This is a genomic window from Paenibacillus catalpae (assembly GCF_900112695.1).
In the GTDB taxonomy this organism is placed as follows: Bacteria; Bacillota; Bacilli; order Paenibacillales; family Paenibacillaceae; genus Pristimantibacillus; species Pristimantibacillus catalpae.
The window spans coordinates 683,865-702,692 of the sequence record NZ_FOMT01000004.1; the positions used below are offsets into that span (position 1 = coordinate 683,865).

Consider the following 18,828-nt stretch of genomic DNA (forward strand, 5'->3'; position numbering starts at 1 on the left):
GATAGAAGCTCACCTACCTTTTCTGTTTCGGATCCAGCACGTCCCGCAAGCCGTCACCAAAAATATTGATGGCAATGACCGTCGCAAAAATCGAGAAGCCCGGCGGAAGCCACAGCCATGGCCGCTCCTGGAAATCAATCATGTTATTCGCGGCATCAATCATATTTCCCCATGTCGGCGTCGGAGGCATAACGCCCAATCCGAAGAAGCTAAGCACCGATTCGCTCAATATCGCGCCGCCGATATTCAGCGTTGCAATAACGATAATAAGCGGCACAAGATTCGGAAGCAGATGCCGGAACAGCTTTCGTCTATCGCTGAGGCCAAGCACGATCGTCGCTTGCATGAACTCCCGCTCGCGCAAGGACAACATCTGGCCCCTAATCATCCGGGCTAATCCCGGCCAGCTGACGATACTAAGCATCAGCATAACGATATACATCCGGTAGTCCGGCGGCACTTTCCACTCCGACAGCAGCGCACCGATAATGAATAAGAGCGGAAGGCTTGGTATCGTCAGCAGCAAGTCAGCCAGCCTCATAATGAGTTGGTCGACAACGCCGCGATAATAACCGGCAATAATGCCAAGCAGAGTACCGATGAAGACGGACAATACCATCGAAGCAAGTCCCACCGTAAGCGAGATTCTGCCCGCCTGAAGCACGCGGGTCAGCACGTCCCGCCCAAGCGTATCGGTGCCAAGCCAGTGCTTGGCATACGGCGCGTGATTCATTAAAGCCATATTGATTTTGTTATCGGTATAAGGCGAGAAGAATGGTCCGATAAAACAAGCCAAAAACATGATCACGACAACAGCAAATCCCGTTACCGCCAATTTATTGCGTACAAGTCTCCGGAAAGATTGCCGCCACAATGAAGATCTTACATGTGATTGGTTTTTATTTACTTTTATTCCCTGAGCCGTTTCACTACTAGCAATCGTCATCTATTAGCCCTCCCTTCCTACAGCTTCACCCGCGGATCTGCGAGATGATACAGAATGTCGGACATAAGCGTACCGATTACCGTCAGCACGGCGATAAACATCGTAAAGCCCATCAGCAGCGGATAATCGCGCAGTCCGAAGGACTGCATATACAGTTGCCCGATACCCGGCCAGTTAAAAATCTTCTCAATAATAAGAGATCCTCCGAACAAGGCTGGAAGTTCGAAGCCAACCAGCGTGATGGCAGGCAGCAACGCATTGCGAAGCGCATGGGTGAACAATACCTTGCGTTCTGTCAACCCTTTCGCCCGGGCAGTTCGTATATAGTCCTGTTTAATGACGTCAATCATGTTGCTGCGGAAGTAACGCGTCAGCGAACCAACGCCCAGCAGCGTCATAACGATTACCGGAAGCGTCATATGATGCATCACTTCCTTCACATAGGCAAGTCCTTGGGCGTTGCTGCCCGTCGTAATCATTCCTCCTGGAGGCAGCCACTTCAAATCAACGGCAAGCACCTTAATCAGGAACAGCCCGATGAAGAAGGATGGGATAGACATCGCGGCAAAAATAAGCACCATCACCAGCGTATCAAACCAGGAATATTGTTTATAGGCCGCAATGACCCCAATCACGACGGCAATCAGCCAGGTAAAGAAGGTGGAGACGGCCGCAAGAAGGAATGAGTTCCAGATGTATTGATTGAACAAGGTGAGCACCGGCTTCTGCTGGGCAAGGGAATAGCCGAAGTCTCCATGTATAGCATTCGTCATCCAAGTGAGATACCGCTCGATCAACGGCTTGCTAAGCCCGTAAATTTCCCGCAGCTCCGCCTTGCGTTCCGGGGTTAATTTAATATTGCCGGTGATGAAATCACCCGGCGTCAAGGCGTACAAGCTAAAGATCAGAAAGGAAGCGGCGAGCAATATAATAGCCATGTAGGTCAATCTCTTCACGAAATAAGTGCTCATATCGGCTCCTTAACCTCACATCCCCTGCCCGGCATTTGCTCCGGGCAGGGGACATTATTTTTACTTCAGGTTCCAATTCGGCAGGCTTGACGCCAGTCCGTAGAATGGGCTGATGGACAGGTTCTCAATTCTTGCGTTATAAGCGTAGACACTTTTTTTGTAGTTGGTAAAGATAACCGGCAGATCATCGTTAAGCAGCTGGAAAATTTCTTTATAAATCGCCTTGCGCTCTTCCATGTCGGTTGTAGCAAGACCTTTCTCGTACAGCTCCTTGAACTTCGGATTATCGTAGCCTTTAATCTCGCCGTCTACGAATTGCAGCAAACCGTCAGAAGGATCCGTCAATAGCGGTGTCGAGAAGGATACCATGTCATAATCTCCGCCTTCTACCTTCGATACCAGCGAGTTGAAATCGGCGAATACTTCAGGCTCAAACTCGACGCCCAGTGCCGCAAAGTTTTCTTTGGCAACCGCGATGAAAATATCCGTGTTCTTGCTCTTTGTGCCAAGATAATGGATTTTCAGCTTCTCGCCGTCTTTCTCGCGAATGCCCCCTGCACCAACGGTCCAACCGGCCTCATCGAGAAGAGACTTCGCTTTTTCCGTGTCGAATTTGTATGGGTTAATGTTATCTTCCGTATAGGCCCACGAGATTGGCGATGATGGAATATTGGCCACAACGCCTGCTCCTTGGTTAGCATCTACGTAGATGCTTTGGCGGTCAAGACCGTAGGTTAAAGCTTGGCGCACCTTCTTGTCATCAAGCGCCTTGTGCTCGAAGTTGAGCTGCAGGTAGCTGTAAGTGCTTGGCGTGTATGGAACGATATTAACGAAGCCAAGTGACTTCAGCTTGTCTATATTTTCGGTAGTGGCGCTGAAGGATGCATAGTCGACTTCACCTGTCTCCAGGTATTGCCACGTATCGCCTTCGGATGTTTTATAGATGAAGTTTTTGGTTTTCGGCTTCTCGCCGTAGTAGTTCTCATTAGCCGTAAAACGAACCTCTTGGCCGGGAATGAATTTTTCCAGCTTGTACGGGCCGGTGCCAAGCGGCTTCGAGCTAAGCTGCTTCATATAATCCAGATTGCCTTGCTTGTAGTCCTTGCCGTAGTAAGCCTTCGACAGAACATCGGAACCAAGCAGCACCAGGGCAGCCGCATTGGGCTTATCCAAAGTGACGGAGATGGTCTGCGGATCAGTCACCTTGATTCCCTCAATAGAGGTCGCGCTTCCGTCTTTGTAAGCCGCGCTTCCTTTAACACCAAGCGTATTGACCTGCGAATCACCGTCATACGACTTGTCATTCAGGATCGTCCATGTGAACGCTACATCCTCGCTTGTAAGCGGAGAGCCGTCGCTGAATTTCAGATCCTTCCGCAGGTGGAACGTATACGTCAAGCTGTCAGGCGATACTTCCCATTTCTCCGCTAGTCCTGGCTGAGGAACGCCCTCGTCATCCACGGTTACAAGCGGGGTATAGAGAAGCGAAGAGACGTTGCCGTCATATCCGCTTTGCTGGAAATAAGGAGTAAATGCACCGCTTGGGTCGGTGAGTCCGACAATAATCATATCCGTCCGCTTCTCTGCTTGATCAGGCAATTTGCTGATGTCGCTGGCTAGAATCGTGTCCGTTAATCCTTGCGAAGCAGAGCCGGAGTTATTGCTGCCACCGGCTTGAACATTGGAATTGCCCGATGTCGGTGAATTGGCGGGCGCCTCGTTGCCATTATTGGAGCAAGCAGCAAGGAGCAAGGTGCCGGCAAGCACAACCGATGTTGTGGCTAAAGTTAACTTTTTCATAAATACCCTCCCATAATGTACAATACTGATATCGGATTAATTCCGATTAAAAGACTATGAATTGGAATCTTTAGTCCCTATTATAGAAACTAGATACAGTTCTGTAAAGAGAGAACTAAAAAATATTTCTTTTTTCAGAGAAATTAAGGGAATAACAAAAATGCCGCTTCCCCCTAATTGGGGCAAGCGGCATTTCAATGTTGCTATTTTCCGGTTATAAAATCCATAATGACATGCTGCAAACGATCAAGCGTTCCGGCACGCAAGCTGTACACCGTCAAGTTTTCCCCTTCAAAATGGGCATGAATCAGTCCCGCGCTCCGAAGTTTCGTAATATGATCATGCGTAATTCCTTTGGACAGCTTTAAGTGGCGGTGAATCTCTATAAAGGTTCTTGGGCCTTGATGCAGATAACGCAGGATCTTCAGTCTGCTCTTCTCCCCCAAGCTTCTTAAGATGCGATAATCATGGGCGGATAAAAAATCTTCCTCGCTAAGGTCCACTCTCGCGGAGTAGTAGCAAAGCGTTAGTTGATTAAAGTGCGATATCACGTTAATGGGCTGAAAATGATACTGCGGAATCAGCACAAGCTTACTTAAACTCGCTATAGGCTCAAAAATAAGTCCGTTTGTCGTCTCGTCTATGAACTGCCAGGCTGACGTGGCTGACTTGGCGTTCTTTCTCTCCGCTGCAACCTCCTCCAGGCTGCTCAATATTCGCGGGCTGATATGCTCGAAATATTGCTCCTGCCACATGGTAAACAGCTTGAGGATCTTCTCTTTGAATGCGCTCATATCTACCGGGAAGCTGCTGCTGTACGGTGACATCCTTTCATACAGTTCGCCCATACCCTGCTTGGACAGCCAATTCACAAAGGCCGGAACATCCGTTTCCGGACACAAATGAACAAGCAGAAACGCATATTTCCATTCCTGATCAATAGATAGTTGATCCAGCCATTCCGCCAAATCCGGAGTCAGCTTGGTGCGGATCTCCTGTGCCCAGCTAGGTGAAAGATCGAGCTTCTTATGCGATTTTCGGCAAATATAGGTATGCAAACTACTGATCGCTTCGTTCAGCGGTTTAAATTCGATGTCTATATGGTAATCCATCCACACCCACCCTTCGCCTTCTAGGTCGAAATACCTTGACTTGGGCGTATTCTACACGGAAATGAATACGATTGCAACATGAAGAGCAGCACCCAAAGAGCATAATGCTCCCCGGATGCTGCTCTTCTATAATAGTAGATTCTAATTATTGACTAACAATGGAGCCCATCGATGCAGATGCCAGCGGAGAGAAGCCTTCCGTTGGCTCGCCTACCGGCTGATTCACTTTGAACAGGAAGCTTGCGCCGTCAACCGTCTTCACGATAACTTCCTTCGTCAGTTTATCGTCCGCGGCTTTGAGCATCAAGTCGAAGTCGCCAATCATGGTGCTTGAGTCCTTCGGATCAATCGTCTGCACATCACCTGTAGCTGCAAGCTCTTTCTCCGCATCTGCCTTAATATCGTCCAGCTTGAAGCCTTCCGGCAGCTTGCTGATCTCTACATAATAGTTGTTGTCGACATTCATGATCAGCTTGTTCGCAGCGGCATCAAATTTGAACTGCTCGAAGATGTACAGCGCATATCCGTCGCCTTTCGCCAGCGTGCCGGTACGGGTCTCTTCATTGCCTTCCAGCTGGAACTTGAAGTCCTTCGTAGCTGGAAGCTCCTTGACTGGCGTATCCCCTGCCGCCTTCTCGATCTTCGTAATGGTGAGCACTTTGGCTGTCGCATCACCCTCGATGGCTGCTTCCGTATATTCGAAAGTAACAGCATCGCCTTCCTTCAGAGCGTTTGCCGCCTCCTCTGTTCCCTCTCCAAGCTGGTAGGCAGCTGCCTCGCCATCCACTGTAATTTCAACCGTATGGGAGTCGGCCAAGCCGACAAACACGCCTTTTCCTTGTTTAGCTTCTGCTACAGGTGATTCTGTGGGAGCCGGTGATACCGATTCCGTAGGAGTTGCTGTAGGTGTCGTATTGTTCGTGTTATTGTTGTTGTTGCATGCCGACAATAGGATAGCTGCCAGCATGGTACTGCTCAGCAAGACGGTCAATTTTGTCGTGATGTTTTTGTTTTTCATTTGTTAAACCTCCTAAAAAGAATTGCGGATTTGTTGATGGGCTTAAGTCCGGCCAATTCAGAGCAATTCTTGCTTCGTAAGCATCAACTAAAGAATTGCGGATTTGTTGATAGGCTAAGTCTGGCCATTTCAGAGCAATTCTTGCTTCGTAAGCATCAACTAAAGAATTGCGGATTTGTTGATAGGCTAAGTCTGGCCATTTCAGAGCAATTTTTGCTTCGTAAGCACTTCTCACTATTACAAACGAATTCTCTCCTGTAAAGGTTACATTAATTTTATGAATAACATCCCCCAAGATCAGGGAAACCTTGTCATATCCAGACATAACTGGCTCTTTCTTGCATCGACAGCTCTATTGTTTTGGAGCATAATGAGAGAAATATAATTAAAAAGTTGTAAATCCGAGTAATCCGATGTAATATAAAAACATCAGAAACAGCTCAGATAAAACTGGAGGATGGAATCATGCGCAAAAGCATTCCCGCTTTACTTACCCTCATTATTCTAGCAGTAGTCATTAGCGCTTGCAGCGGCAACAACAATGGCAATACTGCAGGCAACAACTCCGAAGCATCGCCTTCGAACACGGCAGCTGCCGATCAAGCGAAAGACGGCGGCAACCTGATTTTAGGTGTACAAGCCGATCCTGTAATTCTTAACCCGATCTATGCAGGCGACCGCGTCAGCCTGACGATTGACCAAGCTCTCTACGCTCCGCTGTTCCAAGTGAACAACGGCAAAAAAACCTTCTACCTGGCTGACAGCCTTGAACCTTCCGCTGACAACCTGACTTATACATTGAAGCTGAAAAGCGGTCTTACTTGGCATGACGGCCAGCCGCTGACAGCTGACGACGTTGTCTTCACCTTCGATTCGATTCTCGACGAGAAGCAAAACAGCTTCTTCCGCGAGAACCTGATTATCGGCGGCAAGCCAATCCAGGCCGTGAAGGTCGACGATACAACCGTTGAATTCAAACTGCCGCAAGTTAACCCGGCGTTCGAAGCAACACTCGTGCAATTGACTCCGATTCCTAAGCATATTTTCGAAGGCGAAGCGAATATTGAGAAGAGCACGAAGAACAACACACCAGTTGGTTCCGGTGCATTCAAATTCAAAGAGTACAAAACAGGCGAGTATGTAACGCTTGAGCGTTTCGATAACTACTTCGCGGGCAAGCCGCATCTGGATTCGATCACTTACCGTGTAGCGAAAGACGCGAATGCAGCAAACCTGGCTTTGCAAAACGGCGAAATTAACGTGAAATACCTGGATCCGCAAGACGTATCTACGATTGAAAGCACTGGCAACTTCGATATTCAAGCTTACTCCGAAGGCCGTCTGGCTTACCTGCTCTTCAACGAAGACAGCGACACTGGCGCCCTGAAGAAAAAAGAAGTTCGTCAAGCCATCTCTTACGCTCTTAACCGTGAAGAACTGATCCAAACGGTATACGGCTCCAGCGACTATGCTGACCCAGCAAAATCGTTCGTAACACCGGATGGCCTGTTCCACCACAACGACGTTACTTCGTATGACAACGATGTTGATAAAGCAAAAGAACTGCTGGCTTCCGCTGGCGAGAGCAACCTGAAGCTTCGCTTCATCGTATCGAGCGGCAACAAAGCACAAGAAGCTGCTGCCCTGTACATTCAACAAAAGCTGAAAGCTGTTGGCATCACGGTTGAGCTGCAAAGCATGGACGCTTCGGCGTACGGCCAGAAGTTCACGGATCTGAAGTCGAAAGACTATGAACTGTCCTATGCAGGCTACATCATGGGTTACGACCCGGATGCTTACCGTATTCTTTACACAACTGGTGCTAATTCCAACTACGCTCGCTACTCCAATCCTGAAGTAGACAAGCTGTTCGACCAAGGCGCTGGCGAAGCAGACGCAACCAAACGCGGCGAGGCTTACCAGCAGCTGCAAAAAATCATCGCGGACGACGCGGTTATCTACCCTGTCGGCTACACGAAAACAATCGTAGCGATCGACAAACGTTACGGCGGCCTGGAAGAGGCTGTTCTGAAACCAGTCGTTATCTTCGAAGATCCGTCCAAGCTTTACATGAAATGAGAAAACCTTTATCGAGGTCATTCGAAGATGAGCGACCGCGTTTAGAGGTAGGTTTTATCGCCAAATAGAATTTCAGTTCATTCTAATTATTTTGAAACTTTGACAAATTCTATTGTGGTAATCTCTAAATTGAATATGGAAACAGGCAAAAAATAGCTGGGGCTACCCCAACGTCATTAAACCAAGCTAACTTAATGACATTGGGGGTAACCCAGTTTATTTTTTGCCGTAAACAGCATAGGAGACAATCGTATGAGACAACTCATCGCTAGACGCTTACTGCAGACGATTCCGCTCTTGCTCTTCGTCTCTATCGCCTGCTTTGCCCTGATCAAGCTGGCTCCCGGAGACCCTGTTCTATCCTTCGTGACGCCAAACATGCATCCCGAGGATATTGAACGTATCCGTCATAATCTCGGGCTGGACAAGCCTGCTTATATTCAATATTTGCTGTGGCTGAAGGAGCTGTTCCAAGGAAATCTTGGCTACTCGCTTATCAATCATCAGCCGGTGATGGATCAAATTCTTGACCGTCTGCCGGCAACGGCAGGACTAATGGGCTGCGCGATTGCACTGGCCGTTCTGATTGCTATTCCGCTTGGCCTGACTGCCGGAGCGAACCGTAACCGCTGGCAGGACAAGATCATTAACCTGATTTCTTATATCGGCATCTCGGTGCCTTTGTTCTACCTGGCTATTTTACTTATCTACTTATTTGCAATTGAACTGCACTGGCTTCCGATTATGGGCATGCGGACGATTGGCGTCGAATCTCCTTGGGATGTCATCAAGCACGGCATTCTGCCATGCTCGGTACTTGCCTTCGGCTTCCTGTCGGTCTACGTGCGCTACATTCGTTCCAGCACAATTGGCCAGTTGAACGAAGATTACGTTCAAATTCAATACGCGTTTGGCGCGACACGTCGGCAGGTCCTGTTCCGGCACGTCATGAAGCATGTTCTGCTGCCAGTCATTACGCTGCTCGGCATGTCGATGGCCGATCTGGTTACCGGTGCTATCGTAACCGAAACCGTCTTCTCCTGGCCGGGCATTGGCTCGCTTGGCATGACAGCCGTCAAAGGGATGGATTATCCCGTTATTATGGGCATTACGCTTTTCTCCGCCTTGTTCCTGATCCTTGGCAACTTGCTTGCGGATATTTTATACGGATTCGCCGATCCGAGAATCAAATCAACGAGGTGAGCTCATGAATCGGACCAAATGGCGAAATGCGGGCCTCGAGCTCGTTCGAAGCAAAATGGGGATCGTCGCAATCGCGATTCTCTTTATTTTTATACTGGGAGCGATCTTTGCTTTTCTCTCCCCTAAAGATCCCAACGCACTGGATGCCTTGCAGCGCCTGAAGTCGCCAAGCTCCGCGCATTGGTTCGGAACCGATGACTATGGCCGCGATTACTTCGCCCGTGCCTTGTACGGCGGACGCGTCTCCCTGATGGTCGGCTTCTCCGCCATGATTCTGGCAACCACGATCGGCACGATCGTTGGGGTGGTCAGCGGCTACTTCGGCGGCTGGCTCGACAATCTGCTGATGCGGTTGCTGGAAGTCATTTTGTCTATCCCAACCTTCCTGGTTATGCTCTTGCTCAGCGTGTTCCTGAAGCCGAACTTGACGAGTATCGTCCTCATTATCGGGCTCCTGATGTGGATGAACATGGCCCGCATTATACGGGCTGAGACGATGACGATTCTGGAGCGCGAGTATGTGCTGTACGCGAAGGCTTCCGGCCAGAATCACTGGGGTATTATTTTCCGTCATATCTTCCCGAGCCTTGTTCCGGTCATTATCGTGGGCGCAACGAACAACGTGGCTTCCGCGATTATGATGGAATCGTCCCTCAGCTTCCTCGGATTTGGGGTTCAAGCTCCAAACGCCACATGGGGAAGCATGCTAAACAATGCGCAGGGCTATATCGCGCAGGCGCCATATCTGGCGTTGTTCCCGGGTTTATTCATTCTGCTGACGGTGCTCAGCTTTAATATTCTAGGCGATATCTTGCGCGTTGGCTTCGAACCGAAGCTTGGCAAGCGGTAGGATTGTACGTTAATCCCCCCTTCCCGCGCACTTCCGAGAGGAGTGAACGTTAGATGGCAGACAGGCTGCTAACCGTCAATAACCTACAAGTGTCATTCCATACCCGCAGCGGAGAAAATAAAGCGGTTCGCGGCGTCAGCCTCCATATTGATCAAGGCGAGACGATCGGCATCGTTGGCGAATCCGGCAGCGGCAAAAGCGTCACCGCCAAAGCCATCATGGCGATGATTCCGCCTCCGGGCGAGATCATCAGCGGCGAGATTACATTCGCCGGCGAGAACCTGAGCGGCTTAGCCGAGCGCAAATGGCGGCAGATCCGCGGCAACCGGATCGCCATGGTGTTCCAGGATCCGATGACGTCGCTTAATCCGGTTAAGAAAATCGGCCAGCAGATGACGGAGGTCATCCGCCGGCATCGCGGACTAAGCAAGGAGGCCGCTTTGAAAGAAGCGGTTGAGATGCTTCGTCAGGTTGGCATTAACGAGCCAGAGCGCCGCGTCCAGCAATACCCGCATGAATTCAGCGGCGGCATGCGTCAGCGCGTTATGATCGCGATGGCGTTATCCTGCCAGCCCGAGCTTCTGATCGCCGATGAGCCAACAACGGCTCTCGACGTAACGATTCAGGCTCAGATTCTAGATCTGCTGAAGGAATTGAAGGATAAAACAAGTGCTTCTATTGCGTTAATCACCCATGACCTGGGCGTTGTCGCTCAGGTATGCAGCCGCGTTATCGTTATGTACGGCGGAATGGTGATGGAAGAAGGCACGGTAGAAGATATTTTCTATAACTCCAAGCATCCTTACACCCAAGGGCTGCTTCGTTCGGTTCCGCAGCGGCAAGGAGGCTCGCGTGAACGGCTCGTGCCGATTGAAGGCTCACCGCCCGATCTGCTCGATCCGCCTTCGGGCTGTCCGTTCATGGAACGCTGCCCTCATGCGATGCCGAAATGCGCGGAGCTTCCGCCGCATTTCCAAATCAACGAAGGCCATCGCGCCCTCTGCTGGCTGAACGATGCAGAGGTTCAGGGAGAACTCGCTCGCCATCCGGAGCTTGAAGGGAGCGCTGCACATGTCAGAGGATAAGAAGGTACTGGTAGATGTCCAGCACCTCAAGAAGCATTTTGTGAAGAGCCGCGATGCCTGGGGCCGTACTTCGGAGGTGCTGAAAGCCGTTGACGGCGTCAGCTTCCAGATCAACAAGGGCGAGACGTTTGGCCTTGTTGGCGAGTCCGGCAGCGGCAAATCGACGGTTGGCCGCTGCATCCTGCGGCTCTACGATTACACCGACGGAACGGTTAAGTTCGACGGTCAGGATCTCGCGAAGCTTGGCGAGAAGCAGCTGAAGCCATTCCGCCGGCGGATCCAGTCGATTTTCCAGGACCCGTACTCCTCGCTTAATCCCGGCATGAGCGTGCTGGATCTGATCGGCGAGCCAATGAATATTCACGGCATGTACAAGGATGTAGAGGAACGGAAAGAGGTTATCGCTTCGCTGCTCGAGAAGGTGGGCCTGAAGCGCGAGCATCTATACCGTTACCCGCATGAGTTCAGCGGCGGTCAACGCCAGCGGATCTCGATCGCCCGCGCTTTGTCGGTACGCCCGGACTTCGTGGTCTGCGACGAGCCGATCTCGGCGCTTGACGTATCCGTACAAGCGCAGGTTGTTAACATGCTTGAAGATTTACAGGGTGAATTTGGCCTGACGTATCTGTTTATTGCCCATGACTTATCGATGGTGCGGCATATTTCCGACCGGATCGGCGTGATGTATCGCGGGCGTCTTGTGGAGGTCGCAGGCAGCGATGAGCTGTACGACAATCCGCTTCATCCGTATACAAAGGCGCTGCTGTCCGCGATACCGGTACCGGATCCACGTGCCGTCGTTGAACGGGTAATCTATACGCCTGACGCTGCAGCCGAAGAAGCTGCGGTGTTGCGTGAAGTAAGCCCGGGACATTGGGTCGCATTGCCGTAAGGATTTATCAGGAGCTAGCTAAGGGAGGCTGAAACCAAATGGGGAATACCGTGAAGCTGTCGCAATGGGATGCATTGCTTGTAGAGTCCCTTCGCAAGGGGCATGGCTGGTCGGATGAAGAGATTATTGCAAAAGTGAAGGCTGGAGACGATCTTCCGTCGGACGATAGCATCTTCCAATTTAACTATAGCGATCTGGCGGCTTTCGCTCAGAAAGAGCCGGAAACCTTCGAAGCAGCCGTACGCAACGGCTACCAGATCAAGTACAATACCGTGCGCGGCATCCGCAGCTGGATTTGGGTCGCCTTCGGCGAAGAGCCCCAGCTTGAGCTTGAAGCCGGACAGGAAGCCGTAACGGCACGGCTTACGCCGGAGCAGCTGGAGCGCGTGAAGACGGCGTTGTCCTTCGGCTGGTCAATCGAGCCGATTGACGGCGCGGCCGGTTCCTACCGGATCGAACCGATCCAGCGGTAAGATTTTTATACGGTTAATTATTAAAGGGCTGTCCCAAGAGTCATTCTACTGACTTTTTGGGACAGCCCTTGTTTCTTTTCACCGTACGTTGGATTGGATCCAGTGAAATCAGGATAAAAGGAAGGATTCGGAGGCTACATTGGATTTACTCCATCATAAAGGAAACAGATTGAGCCGCTTATGCCAAACAGAGCTGGTTATACTGTAGACAATCCAATGTAGATCGAACCACCGGACAAAATCGCCCCATTATGCTGCATCAAATCCAATGTAGCTTTAATTCGGTCTGCAAAGAGAAGTTCAGTATAGTCTTCGCTGGCATTTCTAATTTGCGGTTGAGGTCAATTGCGACAGTGGTATAATAACGTAATTAGGCCGCAGCTTAGCCTTACAGGAGGTTACACATAACGTGGAGAACGCGGAAACAACAACCGAGCAGCAAATCGCTGAATGGATGATTAATGAGATTAAGTTTAGAGGCACTCTTCGTCAGGAAGAAGCCATCGAACATGTGAAGCAGCATTTTGGCGAGCAATTCATCTTTGTGAACGAGAACGGGAATGTCTCGCTGGAGAAAGAGGTCAAGAAAGCCTTCCGCAAGCAGCATAAGGGCAGAATCGCCTGGGACCGAGACGGCTTCTTCTGGGCTTGGACTTAAGCCCGGCCGGCCGACAAGATCATCATATCAAAAAAGCCTCCAGCATATGCTGGAGGCTTTATCTATTTCACCTAGTCAATCAACCGGTGACGGTACCACTTCTTGCCGCGGAAGCGCCAGAAGAAGATCGCTCCCCGTACGCCCCACTCCAGATTCATCGCGACCCAGACACCGATGATTCCAAACTCGAACACGATGGCGAGCAAGTAACCAAGTACAATCCGGAACAGCCACATCGAGAGAAGCGATACGACCGAAGTAAACTTCGAGTCCCCTGCTGCCCGAAGGGCTGACGGCATAATAAAGCTGATCGACCAGAATACAACCTGCATTAGGGCATTAATAAGCGAAATGATCAAGATATCGTCTACAATTTCAGCCGGAGGATGGAACAGCCCTACCAGCGGATAAAATAACGGCATCATCAGACAAGTCATAACGAACAGGCAAGCCGTGGACAACCATAGGAAGGAACGGGTAAACTTCCGCGCATCGTCAATGTTTCGCTGCCCCATGCATTGGCCTATAACCGTTATCGCTGTTATTGCCAGCGCGTTCGAAGGAATCTGCAGCACGTTAGCAAGCGAGCCGGTTATCGCATTCGTTGCGATGGCATAGGTGCCAAGGCTGACGACAAACGTTTGGGTGACGATTTTCCCGCCGTTGAAGAACATCTGCTCCGCCGCAAACGGCAGGCCAACGAACAGGATTTTTTTCAACATGGCGAAGTTCACTCTCAGCATGTCCCGGAGGCGTATCTGCAGGCTTGTATCTATCTTCACCAGATAGATAATCGCCAGAACCGCCGCAGCATACCGCGAAATATTAATCGAGATGCTGAGTCCCAGCACGCCCATATTCATCAGGTTAATAAACACGATGTTCAGCAGCACATAAGAGAGATTCATGACGAGCGACAGCATAAGAGATGCCCGGCTTCTCCCGATTCCCCTGAGCGCCCCGCATACGGCCTCCATCATCGCGATCCCGACATACGACAAGCCGCTGCCGATCAGATACGTCCTGCCTTCTTCGAATACTTCCGGCGAAGCCGCGCCAAACAGCAGATTAAGCATCTGGTTGTGGAACACCACGACGATCAGGCTGATCGCCAGCGCTACGAGCGTAACTGAAGCTACGGAACTTGCTGCCGCTTTGGATACCATCGGATGATTGCCGCTGCCTTTGTACTGGGCAACTACTACCGTTCCCCCGGTCGATACGGCGATAAAGACGCTGATCAGGAAAATGTTTAGCGAGTCGACCATATTAACGGCGCTAACCGCATCAACACCCGATGAACTGACCATCGCCGTATTGACCAGGTTGAGACCCACCAGAAAGGCCTGATCGATCAGGATCGGAATGAACAAAGCTATAATTTGCCGGTAATCAATCGACACTCCCGTGAAGTGCCGTCCCAGGAAAGCCTCATGCTTCCCTTTCAGTCTGGGTCGTCCTATACCCATTATTATCACATTCTTCTCGTTGATTTGGTGAAGCTTAAACTACCTACTAAGCTACTACTAACGCACAGATTTGTCCATGACGGATCGCTTAAAACATGAAAAAACCCACATCCTTTAAGCGGCTGTGGATTCGGATTCATACGTTACCGTTCTTCTGCTCTCAATTTGCCGGGCGACGTAAAGCACAAGCATTAAGCCGAGCATTGCCGCGCAGACAGAGAGCGGTATAGCCCAATGATGGGCTGAGTGTGAAAAGAAAGGGATAAGAGCAACCGCTACAATCGGCGGAGCATTCCATTTGAATTTATTAATCAGCCAGATCGTAATAACGACGTTAATGAATAACGAGACCGGGCTTGGATAAATGTAGTACAATACCGTCCCAAGCGTTGAAGATACAACCGCGCCAAAGGTGATTCTCCCCACCTCGGATATGCTGGACGAGCGGGAAAGGAATAGAAAGCTAAACGCTCCGAGCGTTGGGAAGAATAAGGTGTCCAGGAAAGAAATATGCAAGGAAAGCCAATAAATTAGCACCACATACAAGCAAATCGCAATGGTCTTCAAGTTCATGAGCTTTTGTTAACCTCCAGTCCGCAATTTCAGCAGATAGGCCGAGTTGCGCTCGTTCCATTTTAAAGAGTTTTGAAAAAAGCGTCAATCTCAAAAATTTCTAAACCGCTTATTCTTTAAACCCTACCCGGAAACTAAGAATTATTATATACTGGGGATAATCATTACGTAAACTAACCAAAAATGGAACGGAGGATGATGATGTCACAGCCGGCCGTTAACTTAAGCTACGAATGCGTGGAGGAAGTGCCCCTGCACCGAGTCCGCGGCAATCAGCTCGGCATTCTTCTGAGCGTTATCGCAACCGTCCTTACCCAGCAATGGTGGATTCTTGTTCTTCCCCTCGCTGTGCAATTAATCAGTCGTGCGTACGGTGTCAAATATAATCTGTTTGTCCGTTTGTTCTCGCCATTACTGCCGGTGAGCCAGCGGACGGAAGCCCGCGAGCTGCTGCGCTTCAACAATCTGCTTGCGATCCTGTTCCTGGTCGTGACTCTTGCGGCTCATTACTTTGGTCTGACCCTGCTGTCTTATATCAGCCTCGGGATGCTGACAGCTGCCGTCGTTGCTGCCTTAAGCGGCTTCTGCTTAGGCTGCTTCATGTACTTCCAATACAAGCAGTTCCGCTTCCGACAGGCTGCAAAAACAAAATGAACATGAAAGAGCCCGCCATCTCTGGCGGGCTCTCTTGTATCCCATTAAAGAACAATGTCGGAAATAAACCGTTCCAACACCGTCACATCGGTTATATTCTTGTTACAGCTCTCGCTGTTCACGCACATATAGTTGCCGATTGCTTTGTAGTAGTCCGGTGAAGCATTAGCCGGCCTCGACTTCGTAACAGCCGAGAACAATGCCACTTCTTCATGCCGGTTGCACAGGAAGCATACGCTTTTCTTCTGCACAGGCGTGAACCTGCCTTCTACTCCGACAAGCCGGCCGTTCAGATGATAAGCAAGAAACATCTTATTCGAGGCAATATCAGTCCAACCGAGATAGGTCACATAGCGCAGATCCATCGCTGCAAGATCAGGAACCTTCAGCTTCTTGACCTTCGGGAACAGCTTCTTCAGCTGCTTCTCCTCCACCTTCTCGAAAGGCAGCATATAGTTCTCGAGCGACTGCAGATAGCTCTGGAATTCCTGCGGCTTATTGAGCGGCGCGAAGCCTCCAAGCAGCCTCTGCTCGGCTTCCGTTGCCCCCGGGAATGCTTCCATCACTTTAAATGGCGCGTTTGACCGTACCGATTCAATCACCTTCGGATCCGATACCGTGCTGCACGCCTGCTGCAGCTGTCCTACTTGCTTCTTAATCAAATTCAATTGATGGTTTCTAATAAATGGTGTACACATTGCTTTGTCAGCCCCTTATTTGGTATAAAATCATAAATCAATAAGGTGCAAAGCCCATTATTAGAAACGATAGCCGGGCGACCATCCTTCCGTACGCCCCATGCAAAGTATCGCCCCTAATTCAGGCTCTGCATGAAGCTGATTCGTAATCCGGCAAATTGATTTGCCATTCCTACCGCCTCCCTTTACCGCTCAATTATAAAATAGATCCCGTACCGCCCGCAATCCTTGGTTCTTATCCTTCCATCCATTCCCGCAGCTGCGGCATCATCCGCTTCGCATCCTCGTACCCCTGCCTGTATAACGCATCCAGCTTCGCCGGGTCCCGCTCCATTCGGCCCACAACCAGCGTCTCTTGCGGACGGATGACGAATACCGCCCCGCTCTTCTCCTGCTCGGCAATGTAATCCAGCGTCTCGTTGTAGCGTTTATGCCGCCCGAGCATCATCTCTACCAGCTTTGGATATTTGCGGTACGCACGCTCCGCAATCCAACCGAACCTTCCCGCCGATTTCCGGTAATCCTCATTCCTCGTCAGGATGAGAAGATTACGCCTATAGCCGTCAATCTGGGCTTTCTGCAGCGGAATCGGATCGGAAATCCCGCCATCCAGCAGCTTCCGTCCGCCGTATTCCACAATGGGCGCGATGAACGGCAGCGAGCTTGATGAACGGAGCAGCTTCAAGAGATCAAAGTCAGGGCTGCTTTTCCGATAGTAGATCGTCTCTCCTGTCTCGCAGTCCGTCGTACCAATGACAAACTCCTCGGGACTAGCGGAGAATGCTTCATAATCGAAAGGCACATGCTTATTCGGAATCTCGTCGAAGATGAAGTCCATGCCAAACAGCTGCCGCTTCTTCCACAGGTTTTTCCATGAGATATATCTAGGATCGCTCACCCATTCCACATTCACGATCCGGTTGCGTCCAAGCTGTCTCGAGAGGTAGCTTGCCCCCATGCATGCCCCCGCCGAAACCCCGATCATATAAGGAAAATAAACGTCATGCTCCGAAAAGTATTCCAGCACCCCTGCCGTATATACCCCGCGCATGCCTCCGCCTTCCAGCACTAATCCGATCGATGCCGCGTCACTCATCTCTTTGCCTCCCCGGGCGAGGTTGTTCCTCTATTTGTTACCCACATTGTAGACATCGTTTTTCGCGTTCGTCAATTTGGCAGTCCGTTTAACCGGACAACCGTCGCCAAGAATAAAGAAACTTAACAAACTTTCCTAAGTCCATGCCTTGAAACAGGCCATCAACTATGTCACAATCTAGATGGATACACGGAACAGTTGTCTACATACCGTATATTTGCAACCGATTACAAAAATTGGGAGCAAACAAAGGAATCATAAATCACGCGAATCGCGCGATAATTCATTTGAGGAGGATTCAACAATGAGAACGATTAAACTCGGAAGCACGGCGCTGGAAGTACCGGTTGTTGCGGTTGGCTGTATGCGTATTAATTCCTTGGATAAAGCAGGGGCAGAGCGTTTTGTCCAAACGGCACTCGAGCAAGGGGCAAACTTCTTCGACCATGCGGATATTTACGGCGCTGGTACTTGCGAAGAGATCTTCGCGGAAGCGATTCATATGAACGACAGTGTTCGTGAAAATATTATTTTGCAATCCAAATGCGGCATTAAGCCTGGAGTCATGTTCGACTTCTCGAAGGAGCATATCCTTGCTTCGACGGATGCGATCTTAAAGCGCCTCAAAACCGACTACCTCGACATCCTGCTGCTGCACCGTCCGGATGCGCTTGTTGAGCCGGATGAAGTTGCTGAAGCGTTCGACCGTCTGGAAAGCTCCGGCAAAGTACGCCACTTCGGCGTATCGAACCAAAACCCTATGCAAATCGAGCTGCTTAAGAAATCGGTGAAACAACCAATCGTTGCAAACCAGCTGCAGCTGAGCATCACGAATGCCAACATGATCTCCAATGGCATTAACGTCAACATGGAGAACAGCTCCGCGATCAACCGCGACGGCAGCATCCTTGACTACTGCCGCCTGAATGATATTACCATCCAGCCTTGGTCGCCATTCCAATACGGATTCTTCGAAGGCGTATTCCTCGGAAGCGACAAGTTCCCTGAGCTGAACAAAGCAATTGATGAAGTGGCTGGCAAGCACGACGTGAGCAACACAACGATCGCCATTGCTTGGCTGCTCCGTCACCCTGCGAAAATGCAGCCGGTCATCGGTTCGATGAACATCGAGCGTCTGAAGGACTGCGTGAAAGCAGCCGACATTACGCTTACCCGCGATGAATGGTATTCCATCTACCGCGCGGCAGGCAACATTTTGCCATAAGCACAACAGCAACGAACAACAGCAGC

At 50.3% G+C, this 18,828-nt stretch carries 19 protein-coding genes; 9 read left to right on the forward strand and 10 right to left on the reverse strand.

Features of this window, described 5'->3' with window-relative positions:
* Window positions 1-13 precede the first annotated feature (13 nt).
* The 6 genes from opp4C to BM200_RS20875 form a co-directional block, all read right to left on the reverse strand.
* Window positions 14-946, reverse strand: coding sequence for an oligopeptide ABC transporter permease (opp4C, locus tag BM200_RS20850; protein WP_091188566.1), 933 nt, complete (start codon window positions 944-946; stop codon window positions 14-16).
* A gap of 17 nt (window positions 947-963) precedes the next feature.
* The gene (locus BM200_RS20855) at window positions 964-1,917 is read right to left on the reverse strand and encodes an ABC transporter permease (protein WP_091188567.1); all 954 of its coding nucleotides are present in this window, start codon (window positions 1,915-1,917) and stop codon (window positions 964-966) included.
* A gap of 60 nt (window positions 1,918-1,977) precedes the next feature.
* Entirely contained in the window at window positions 1,978-3,717 is a 1,740-nt protein-coding gene (locus tag BM200_RS20860; protein ID WP_091188568.1) for an ABC transporter substrate-binding protein, read from the reverse strand.
* Between the two features lie 203 nt (window positions 3,718-3,920).
* Window positions 3,921-4,829, reverse strand: coding sequence for an ArsR/SmtB family transcription factor (locus BM200_RS20865; protein ID WP_091188569.1), 909 nt, complete (start codon window positions 4,827-4,829; stop codon window positions 3,921-3,923).
* A gap of 145 nt (window positions 4,830-4,974) precedes the next feature.
* Entirely contained in the window at window positions 4,975-5,847 is an 873-nt protein-coding gene (locus BM200_RS20870) for a hypothetical protein (RefSeq protein ID WP_139230819.1), read from the reverse strand.
* On the reverse strand, window positions 5,753-6,172 hold the full coding sequence (locus BM200_RS20875; RefSeq protein WP_091188571.1) for a hypothetical protein: 420 nt from the start codon (window positions 6,170-6,172) through the stop codon (window positions 5,753-5,755). Before BM200_RS20875 ends, BM200_RS20870 begins: the two co-directional genes overlap by 95 nt.
* Window positions 6,173-6,312: 140 nt before the next feature.
* On the opposite strand from BM200_RS20875, the gene BM200_RS20880 reads away from it, so the two are divergent.
* From BM200_RS20880 to BM200_RS20910, 7 genes are all read left to right on the forward strand, one after another.
* Window positions 6,313-7,926, forward strand: coding sequence for an ABC transporter substrate-binding protein (locus BM200_RS20880; protein WP_091188572.1), 1,614 nt, complete (start codon window positions 6,313-6,315; stop codon window positions 7,924-7,926).
* A gap of 252 nt (window positions 7,927-8,178) precedes the next feature.
* A complete protein-coding gene (locus tag BM200_RS20885; protein ID WP_091188573.1) occupies window positions 8,179-9,129 on the forward strand; it encodes an ABC transporter permease in 951 nt (316 codons plus the stop codon).
* 4 nt (window positions 9,130-9,133) lie between these two features.
* Window positions 9,134-9,979, forward strand: coding sequence for an ABC transporter permease (locus BM200_RS20890; protein ID WP_091188574.1), 846 nt, complete (start codon window positions 9,134-9,136; stop codon window positions 9,977-9,979).
* Between the two features lie 53 nt (window positions 9,980-10,032).
* Entirely contained in the window at window positions 10,033-11,064 is a 1,032-nt protein-coding gene (locus BM200_RS20895) for an ABC transporter ATP-binding protein (RefSeq protein ID WP_091188575.1), read from the forward strand.
* On the forward strand, window positions 11,051-11,956 hold the full coding sequence (locus BM200_RS20900; RefSeq protein ID WP_091188576.1) for an ABC transporter ATP-binding protein: 906 nt from the start codon (window positions 11,051-11,053) through the stop codon (window positions 11,954-11,956). Before BM200_RS20895 ends, BM200_RS20900 begins: the two co-directional genes overlap by 14 nt.
* 38 nt (window positions 11,957-11,994) lie before the next feature.
* A complete protein-coding gene (locus BM200_RS20905; protein WP_091188577.1) occupies window positions 11,995-12,429 on the forward strand; it encodes a hypothetical protein in 435 nt (144 codons plus the stop codon).
* Window positions 12,430-12,838: 409 nt separating this feature from the next.
* On the forward strand, window positions 12,839-13,087 hold the full coding sequence (locus tag BM200_RS20910) for a DUF6953 family protein (protein ID WP_425434589.1): 249 nt from the start codon (window positions 12,839-12,841) through the stop codon (window positions 13,085-13,087).
* Window positions 13,088-13,158: 71 nt separating this feature from the next.
* Here the strand turns inward: BM200_RS20910 and BM200_RS20915 are convergent, their stop codons facing one another.
* A complete protein-coding gene (locus BM200_RS20915) occupies window positions 13,159-14,556 on the reverse strand; it encodes an MATE family efflux transporter (protein ID WP_091188578.1) in 1,398 nt (465 codons plus the stop codon).
* Window positions 14,557-14,670: 114 nt separating this feature from the next.
* Window positions 14,671-15,129 (reverse strand): HPP family protein, encoded by a 459-nt coding sequence (locus BM200_RS20920; RefSeq protein ID WP_091188579.1) that lies wholly within the window; start codon window positions 15,127-15,129, stop codon window positions 14,671-14,673.
* A gap of 195 nt (window positions 15,130-15,324) precedes the next feature.
* Between BM200_RS20920 and BM200_RS20925 the strand changes: the two genes are divergently transcribed.
* Window positions 15,325-15,783 carry a DUF4395 domain-containing protein gene (locus BM200_RS20925; RefSeq protein ID WP_245773103.1) on the forward strand — a complete coding sequence of 153 codons (459 nt, stop codon included), beginning with the start codon at window positions 15,325-15,327 and terminating at the stop codon, window positions 15,781-15,783.
* A 44-nt stretch (window positions 15,784-15,827) separates the two neighbouring features.
* Here BM200_RS20925 and BM200_RS20930 read toward each other — a convergent pair whose 3' ends face one another.
* The gene (locus BM200_RS20930) at window positions 15,828-16,481 is read right to left on the reverse strand and encodes a FusB/FusC family EF-G-binding protein (RefSeq protein WP_091188581.1); all 654 of its coding nucleotides are present in this window, start codon (window positions 16,479-16,481) and stop codon (window positions 15,828-15,830) included.
* Window positions 16,482-16,716: 235 nt separating this feature from the next.
* The gene (locus BM200_RS20935) at window positions 16,717-17,577 is read right to left on the reverse strand and encodes a patatin-like phospholipase family protein (protein ID WP_091188582.1); all 861 of its coding nucleotides are present in this window, start codon (window positions 17,575-17,577) and stop codon (window positions 16,717-16,719) included.
* A gap of 304 nt (window positions 17,578-17,881) precedes the next feature.
* Here BM200_RS20935 and BM200_RS20940 point away from each other — a divergent pair, with 304 nt between their 5' ends.
* On the forward strand, window positions 17,882-18,802 hold the full coding sequence (locus BM200_RS20940) for an aldo/keto reductase (RefSeq protein WP_091188583.1): 921 nt from the start codon (window positions 17,882-17,884) through the stop codon (window positions 18,800-18,802).
* Window positions 18,803-18,828: the final 26 nt, after the last annotated feature.

Excerpts from the sequence above, each read along its gene's own strand:
- opp4C (WP_091188566.1), bottom strand. The coding sequence starts at position 946 with ATGACGATTGCTAGTAGTGAAACGGCTCAGGGAATAAAAGTAAATAAA.
- BM200_RS20855 (WP_091188567.1), bottom strand. The coding sequence starts at position 1,917 with ATGAGCACTTATTTCGTGAAGAGATTGACCTACATGGCTATTATATTG.
- BM200_RS20860 (WP_091188568.1), bottom strand. The coding sequence starts at position 3,717 with ATGAAAAAGTTAACTTTAGCCACAACATCGGTTGTGCTTGCCGGCACC.
- BM200_RS20865 (WP_091188569.1), bottom strand. The coding sequence starts at position 4,829 with ATGGATTACCATATAGACATCGAATTTAAACCGCTGAACGAAGCGATC.
- BM200_RS20870 (WP_139230819.1), bottom strand. The coding sequence starts at position 5,847 with ATGAAAAACAAAAACATCACGACAAAATTGACCGTCTTGCTGAGCAGT.
- BM200_RS20875 (WP_091188571.1), bottom strand. The coding sequence starts at position 6,172 with ATGTCTGGATATGACAAGGTTTCCCTGATCTTGGGGGATGTTATTCAT.
- BM200_RS20880 (WP_091188572.1), top strand. The coding sequence starts at position 6,313 with ATGCGCAAAAGCATTCCCGCTTTACTTACCCTCATTATTCTAGCAGTA.
- BM200_RS20885 (WP_091188573.1), top strand. The coding sequence starts at position 8,179 with ATGAGACAACTCATCGCTAGACGCTTACTGCAGACGATTCCGCTCTTG.
- BM200_RS20890 (WP_091188574.1), top strand. The coding sequence starts at position 9,134 with ATGAATCGGACCAAATGGCGAAATGCGGGCCTCGAGCTCGTTCGAAGC.
- BM200_RS20895 (WP_091188575.1), top strand. The coding sequence starts at position 10,033 with ATGGCAGACAGGCTGCTAACCGTCAATAACCTACAAGTGTCATTCCAT.
- BM200_RS20900 (WP_091188576.1), top strand. The coding sequence starts at position 11,051 with ATGTCAGAGGATAAGAAGGTACTGGTAGATGTCCAGCACCTCAAGAAG.
- BM200_RS20905 (WP_091188577.1), top strand. The coding sequence starts at position 11,995 with ATGGGGAATACCGTGAAGCTGTCGCAATGGGATGCATTGCTTGTAGAG.
- BM200_RS20915 (WP_091188578.1), bottom strand. The coding sequence starts at position 14,556 with ATGGGTATAGGACGACCCAGACTGAAAGGGAAGCATGAGGCTTTCCTG.
- BM200_RS20920 (WP_091188579.1), bottom strand. The coding sequence starts at position 15,129 with ATGAACTTGAAGACCATTGCGATTTGCTTGTATGTGGTGCTAATTTAT.
- BM200_RS20925 (WP_245773103.1), top strand. The coding sequence starts at position 15,325 with ATGATGATGTCACAGCCGGCCGTTAACTTAAGCTACGAATGCGTGGAG.
- BM200_RS20930 (WP_091188581.1), bottom strand. The coding sequence starts at position 16,481 with ATGTGTACACCATTTATTAGAAACCATCAATTGAATTTGATTAAGAAG.
- BM200_RS20935 (WP_091188582.1), bottom strand. The coding sequence starts at position 17,577 with ATGAGTGACGCGGCATCGATCGGATTAGTGCTGGAAGGCGGAGGCATG.
- BM200_RS20940 (WP_091188583.1), top strand. The coding sequence starts at position 17,882 with ATGAGAACGATTAAACTCGGAAGCACGGCGCTGGAAGTACCGGTTGTT.